The sequence below is a fragment of the Limobrevibacterium gyesilva genome, from assembly GCF_025989185.1.
GTDB lineage: Bacteria > Pseudomonadota > Alphaproteobacteria > Acetobacterales > Acetobacteraceae > Limobrevibacterium > Limobrevibacterium gyesilva.
Window position 1 is genome coordinate 1 of record NZ_JAPDNT010000065.1, and the last position, 5724, is coordinate 5724.

The window sequence follows — 5724 nt, forward strand, 5'->3', positions numbered from 1 at the left end:
CCGGAGGTGTTCGGCGACGTCGCCGTGCCGATCGACCCCGAGGACCCCGCCGCCCTGGCTGCCGCCATCGTCGCCCTGGCCCGCGACCCGGCCCGAATGGCCGAGCTGGGGCGGGACGGCCGCGCCCGTGCCCGCCGGTTCGCCCTGCCCCAGGCCGCCGCCGCCCTGGAGGCGCTGCGCCGCGATGTCCTGGACGCATGGTCGCGGGCGCCGGGCGGGCCTATATAGGCAGCAAATCACCATAGCGTTCGGAGCGAAGCCCATGGCCGATGCGGCCCCCAATACCGACCTGGTGCCCGTCACCGTCCTGACCGGCTATCTCGGCGCCGGCAAGACCACGTTGCTCAACCGCATCCTCAGCGAGAACCACGGCCGCAAATACGCGGTGGTGATCAACGAGTTCGGGGAACTGGGCGTGGACAATGACCTCGTCGTCGATACCGACGAGGAAGTGTTCGAAATGAACAACGGCTGCATCTGCTGCACCGTGCGCGGCGACCTGATCCGCATCGTCGGCGGGCTGATGAAGCGGCGCGACAAGTTCGATGGCATCATCATCGAGACCACGGGCCTGGCCAACCCCGGCCCGGTGGCGCAGACCTTCTTCGTGGACGACAACGTGCGCGCCAAGACGCGGCTCGACGCCATCGTCACCGTGGTGGACGCCAAGCACCTGCCGGAACGCCTGCAGGACAGCAACGAGGCCGAGGACCAGATCGCGTTCGCCGACGTGATCGTGCTGAACAAGGCGGATCTGGTGACGCCGGAGGAGCTGGAGGCGGTCGAGCAGCAGATCCGCAAGATCAACAAGTTCGCCAAGATCCACCGCACCACCAAGGCCAACGTGCCGATCGCCGAGCTGCTGAACCAGGGCGCGTTCGACCTCACCCGCGTGCTGGCGCACACCCCGGGCTTCCTGACCGAGGACGACCACGAGCACAACGACGACGTCACCAGCATGAGCTTCGAGGTCGAATCCCCGATCGACGCCGAGCGGTTCAACGCCTGGATCGGCGCGCTGCTGGCCGAGAAGGGGCAGGACCTGCTGCGCACCAAGGGCATCCTGGCCTATGCCGGCGACGAGCGCCGCTTCGCCTTCCAGGCCGTGCACATGATCGCCGACGGCGACTTCATCGGGCCGTGGAAGGAGGGCGAGCCGCGCGTGAGCCGGATCGTGTTCATCGGCCGCAACCTGAACCGCCCGCAGCTACGCCGCGGCTTCGAATCCTGCCAGGCTGCCTGAGGCATGAGCCAGACCGTCTCGGCCGACCACATCCTGGAAACGCGGGGCATCCAGAACAGTCTGGACGCCTTCGTGGTGGCCGCCGCCTTCGACCGCACCGGCACCGCCGCGGCCTTCGCGCTTGGCGACGGCACGGTGCGCATCGCCCGGCGCGGCGCCACCGACTGGCCGGGCGTGGCCGTGCATGACGGCGCGGCCCTGGCGCTGGCGCCGGATGCCGCCCCCACCGGCTGGGTCAGCGGCGGCGACGACGCGGCGCTGAAGCGGATCGGCGCCGACGGCGGCGTGTCCGATATCGCCTCGTTCGGCATGAAATGGGTGGAGCATGTGGCGAGCTTCACCGACGGCAAGGCCCGGCTGGTGGGCTGCGGCGTCGGCAAGCACGTGCATCTGTTCGACGGCAAGGACGACAGATTGAAGACGCTGGAGCATCCCTCCACCGTCACCGGCATCGCCTTCGACGCGAAAGGCAAGCGTGTCGCCGCTTCGCACTACAACGGCGCCAGCGTCTGGTTCGTTGCCTCCAAGACCGACAATCCGCGCAAGCTGGAATGGAAGGGCAGCCATACGGGCATCGCCATCAGCCCCGACGGCGACGCCGTCGTCACCGCCATGCAGGAGAATGCGCTGCATGGCTGGCGGCTCTCGGACGGACAGCACATGCGCATGAGCGGCTATCCCTCGAAGACGCGCGCCATGTCGTTCACGAAGAACGGCAAGTGGCTGGCGACGTCGGGCGCGGAGTCCATCGTGCTGTGGCCGTTCTTCGGCGGCGGTCCGATGGGCAAGCCGCCCACCGAGCTTGCCGGCGGCGACGGCGTGCTGTGCACGATGCTCGCGACCCATCCGGCGCAGGAGGCGGTGGCGGCCGGGTTCTCCGACGGGCTGGTGGTGCTGGCCGACATCAACTCGGCGCGCATCCTGCCGGTGGCCGGTACCGGACGCGGCCCGGTTTCGGCCATGGCCTGGAGCCCGGACGGCACCTATCTCGCCTTCGGCACCGAGACCGGGTTTGCCGCCATCGTCGATTTTTCCAAGAAATAGCCTGCAAAGAGAACCTGGGGGGATCCGCACATGCAGACGATCACCGCGCACGGACTGCGCATGCCCAAGCTCGGCCTCGGCACCTGGCGGCTGAAGGGCGAGGCGTGCACCACCGCGGTGCTGGGCGCGCTGTCACGCGGCTATCGCCACATCGACACCGCGCAGATGTATGGCAACGAGGACGCGGTGGGCGAGGCCATCGCCGCCACCCCGGTGCCGCGGGCGGACATCCACCTGACCACGAAGGTGTGGTGGGACAACCTGGCGCCGGCTGCGATGCAGCGCGCGATGGAGACCAGCCTGAAGCTGCTGAAGACCGATTATGTCGATCTCTATCTGATCCATTGGCCGGCGCCGGACATGGACCTGCCGGCTGCGCTCGGGCAGCTCGTGGCGTTCAAGGAGCAGGGCCTCGCCCGCAACATCGGCGTCTCGAACTTCAACACGGCGTTGCTGCGGCGGGCGGTCGAAGAGGTCCAGGCGCCGATCTGCTGCAACCAGGTGGAGTACCACGCGCTGCTCGACCAGTCGAAGGTGCTCGGCTACCTGCGTGGCAAGGACATGGCCTTGACCGCCTATTGCCCGCTCGCCCAGGGGCGCCTGGCCGAGCAGCCTGAGCTCGCGGCGATCGCTGCGAAGCACGGTGCGACGCCGGCGCAGGTGGCGCTGAAATGGCTGCTGGACCAGGACGGCGTCGCCGCCATCCCCAAGGCGGGCCGCGCCGAAAGCCAGCAGGCCAATCTCGACGCGCTGAACCTGACCCTGGACGATGCCGACCGCGCCATCATCGCCGGCCTGCCGAAGACCACCCGCTTTGTCGCCCCCGCCTTCGCGCCGGCCTGGGACGAGGCGGCCTAGAAAGTGGCGGTCGGCTAGTGTCCTGCCCCCGAAGTTCGTCGCATCTTGCGACGGACGCAGGGGTCAGCAGGCCACTGAAAACAAAGGGCTAGTGTCCTGCCCCCGAAGTTCGTCGCATCTTGCGGCGGACGCAGGGGTCAGTAGGCCACTGAAAACAAAGGGCTAGTACCCCTCTGCCGCGCCGGCCGGGCGGCGGTCGTCGTTGGCGCCGTAGAGCAGGCCCGGGCGCATCCGGCCGAAGACGGCGGCATCGTTGCCTGAGGATGCGGCGGTTCCGGCGGCGGGGTTCGGCGGGCCGATCGCGATCAATTCGGCCGCGCCCCAGGGTGTCTGTTCGGTGATCTTGTAGCCCATGGCCTGCAGGATGACCTTCGTGTCCGGCGACAGGCCGAACGGTTCGGTGAACACCTCGTCCGGCAGCCATTGGTGGTGCAGGCGCGGGGCATTCACCGCTTCCTGCGGCGCCATGCCGTAGTCGATGATGTTCATCGCCGCCTGCAGCGTGATGGTGATGATGCGCGAACCGCCGGGAGAGCCGAGCACCAGGAAGATGCGGCCGTCCCGGGTCACCAGCGTGGGCGCCATGGAGGAAAGCGGGCGCTTGCCGGGGGCGATGGCGTTGGCCGCCCCCTGCACCAGGCCGAACAGGTTGGGCACGCCCGGCTTGATGGTGAAGTCGTCCATCTCGTCGTTCAGCAGGAAGCCGGTGTCGCCGGCAATGACGATCGCGCCGAAGCCGCCATTGATCGTGTAGGTGACGGACACGGCGTTGCCGGCGCGATCGACCACCGAGTAATGCGTCGTCTCCGTCTTTTCATGCGGCGCCACGCCGGGGGCGAGATCTTTCGAGGGCGTGGCATCGGGGCCGATCCTGGCGCGGATCGCGGCGGCGTAGTCCTTCGACAGCAGGCGGTCCAGCGGATTGGCCACGAAGGCCGGGTCGCCCAGATAGGTGTTGCGGTCGAGATAGGCATGCCGCATCGCCTCGACCATGAGGTGCACCGACTGGGCGGAGCGGAAGCCCAGGGCACGCAGGTCGTAGCCTTCGAGGATGTTCAGGATCTCGCACATGGTCGTGCCGCCGGACGAGGGCGGCGGCGACGAGACGAAGACGTAGCCGCGATAGCTGCAGGTCAGCGGCTCGGTTTCGGTGATGTGATAGGCGGCGAAGTCGGCCGCGGTGATGATGCCGCCGCCGGCGCGGGCGGCCTCCTCAACCGCTTGCGGGATGCGGCCCTTGTAGAACGCGTCGGGCCCTGCTGCGGCGATGGCCTGCAGCGTGGCGGCGAGGTCGGATTGCACCAGGCGGTCGCCGGGCTGGAAGGGCGACCCGTCCGGACGCAGGAAGATCCTGGCCACGTTCGGCTGCCGGCGGAATTGCTGGGTCTTCGTCTCCAGGATGTCGGTGTCGCCCCGGGTCAGGATGAAGCCGTCGCGGGCCAGCCGGATGGCCGGCGCCATCACCGTCTCGCGCGGCAGCGTGCCGTATTTCGTCAGCGCGGCGTCCAGGCCCATGACCGTGCCCGGCACGCCCACGGCCCGCCAGCCATACAGGCTGGCACCCTGGATCACGTTGCCCTTGGCATCGAGATACATATCGGCCGTCGCGGCGGCCGGCGCCATTTCGCGGAAATTGATGAAACGGTCGCGGCCGTCGGCCAGGTGCACGACCATGAATCCGCCGCCGCCGATATTGCCGCAGCACGGATTGACCACCGCCTGGGCGTAGCCCACGGCCACCGCGGCATCGATGGCGTTGCCGCCCTGGCGCAGCATCTCGACGCCGGCTTCGGAGGCGAGGCGCTGGGACGAGACGACCATGCCGTTCGCGGCCTCGACCGCCGGCGCCGTTGCGGCGCGGGCGGCAGGTCCGGACCAGAAGAGCAGGGCGACGGTCAGGAGTACGCGGATCGGCTGCATGGTTCGTTCTTTCCCCCGCTTCCCGCGGATTTTGCGCTGCCGATGTTCGACCACAGAATGGTGCAGGTCACAAAGCAGCCGGCGTTGCGGGCGGGGCCGCCACGCCCGAAACTCGGCCCTCCACGCTGCGGCCGCTGCCGTACATCGTGATGGCACCGCTGGAATCGGCAGTGCCCGGTTCCACGGTAATGTCGGCGGCGCCCTGGCGAAAGCCGTGCCGCGCCGGGAGCGATCCGGGGATCAGGGACATCGAATTGGCGAACCGCGTCTACAGCGCCTGGGCGCATACCGCGAGTCCTTCGGGCAAGCGCACTCGGCTTGCTTGGTGGATCGCCGTGTCGCTGGCCGGTCACGCGGGAGTCGCGGCCGTGCTGCTGGCGTCCGCGGGCCCCGCGCTGCACGAAGCCGGGGCGCCGATGGAGGTGACCCTGGTATTCGACGCGCCCGGGGCCGGGGCGGCCGCCGCCGCGACGGAGGCGCCCGTTGCGGAACCCGACGCGCCCCCGGTTCAGGCGGCGCCGCTGCCGGAGCCACCGCCGCAGACCGAGGCCCCGCCCCCCGAGACGCCGCTCGCGCCGCAAACCGAGGTCCCGCTGCGACCCGTCGAGCCTTCGCCGCCCCTGCCGCCGCCCGTACCGGCCGTGGAGGCGGCCCCGCCC

General features: G+C 69.4%; 4 protein-coding genes and 2 pseudogenes. 5 read left to right on the top strand and 1 reads right to left on the bottom strand.

The genetic code is table 11. The features are described 5' to 3' along the window. From OL599_RS25575 to OL599_RS25590, 4 genes and pseudogenes are all read left to right on the top strand, one after another. Positions 1–228: pseudogene (locus OL599_RS25575) on the top strand (hypothetical protein); the annotation flags it as partial. A gap of 34 nt (positions 229–262) precedes the next feature. Beyond that, the gene (locus OL599_RS25580) at positions 263–1243 is read left to right on the top strand and encodes a CobW family GTP-binding protein (protein WP_264716889.1); all 981 of its coding nucleotides are present in this window, start codon (positions 263–265) and stop codon (positions 1241–1243) included. A gap of 3 nt (positions 1244–1246) precedes the next feature. Continuing rightward, on the top strand, positions 1247–2287 hold the full coding sequence (locus OL599_RS25585; protein WP_264716890.1) for a WD40 repeat domain-containing protein: 1041 nt from the start codon (positions 1247–1249) through the stop codon (positions 2285–2287). A gap of 30 nt (positions 2288–2317) precedes the next feature. Beyond that, complete coding sequence (locus OL599_RS25590; RefSeq protein WP_264716891.1) at positions 2318–3145, top strand: aldo/keto reductase; 828 nt, start codon at positions 2318–2320, stop codon at positions 3143–3145. 162 nt (positions 3146–3307) lie between these two features. Here the strand turns inward: OL599_RS25590 and ggt are convergent, their stop codons facing one another. Further along, entirely contained in the window at positions 3308–5065 is a 1758-nt protein-coding gene (gene ggt, locus OL599_RS25595) for a gamma-glutamyltransferase (RefSeq protein WP_264716892.1), read from the bottom strand. Positions 5066–5214: 149 nt separating this feature from the next. On the opposite strand from ggt, the pseudogene OL599_RS25600 reads away from it, so the two are divergent. Next, positions 5215–5724, top strand: a pseudogene (locus OL599_RS25600) (hypothetical protein); the annotation flags it as partial.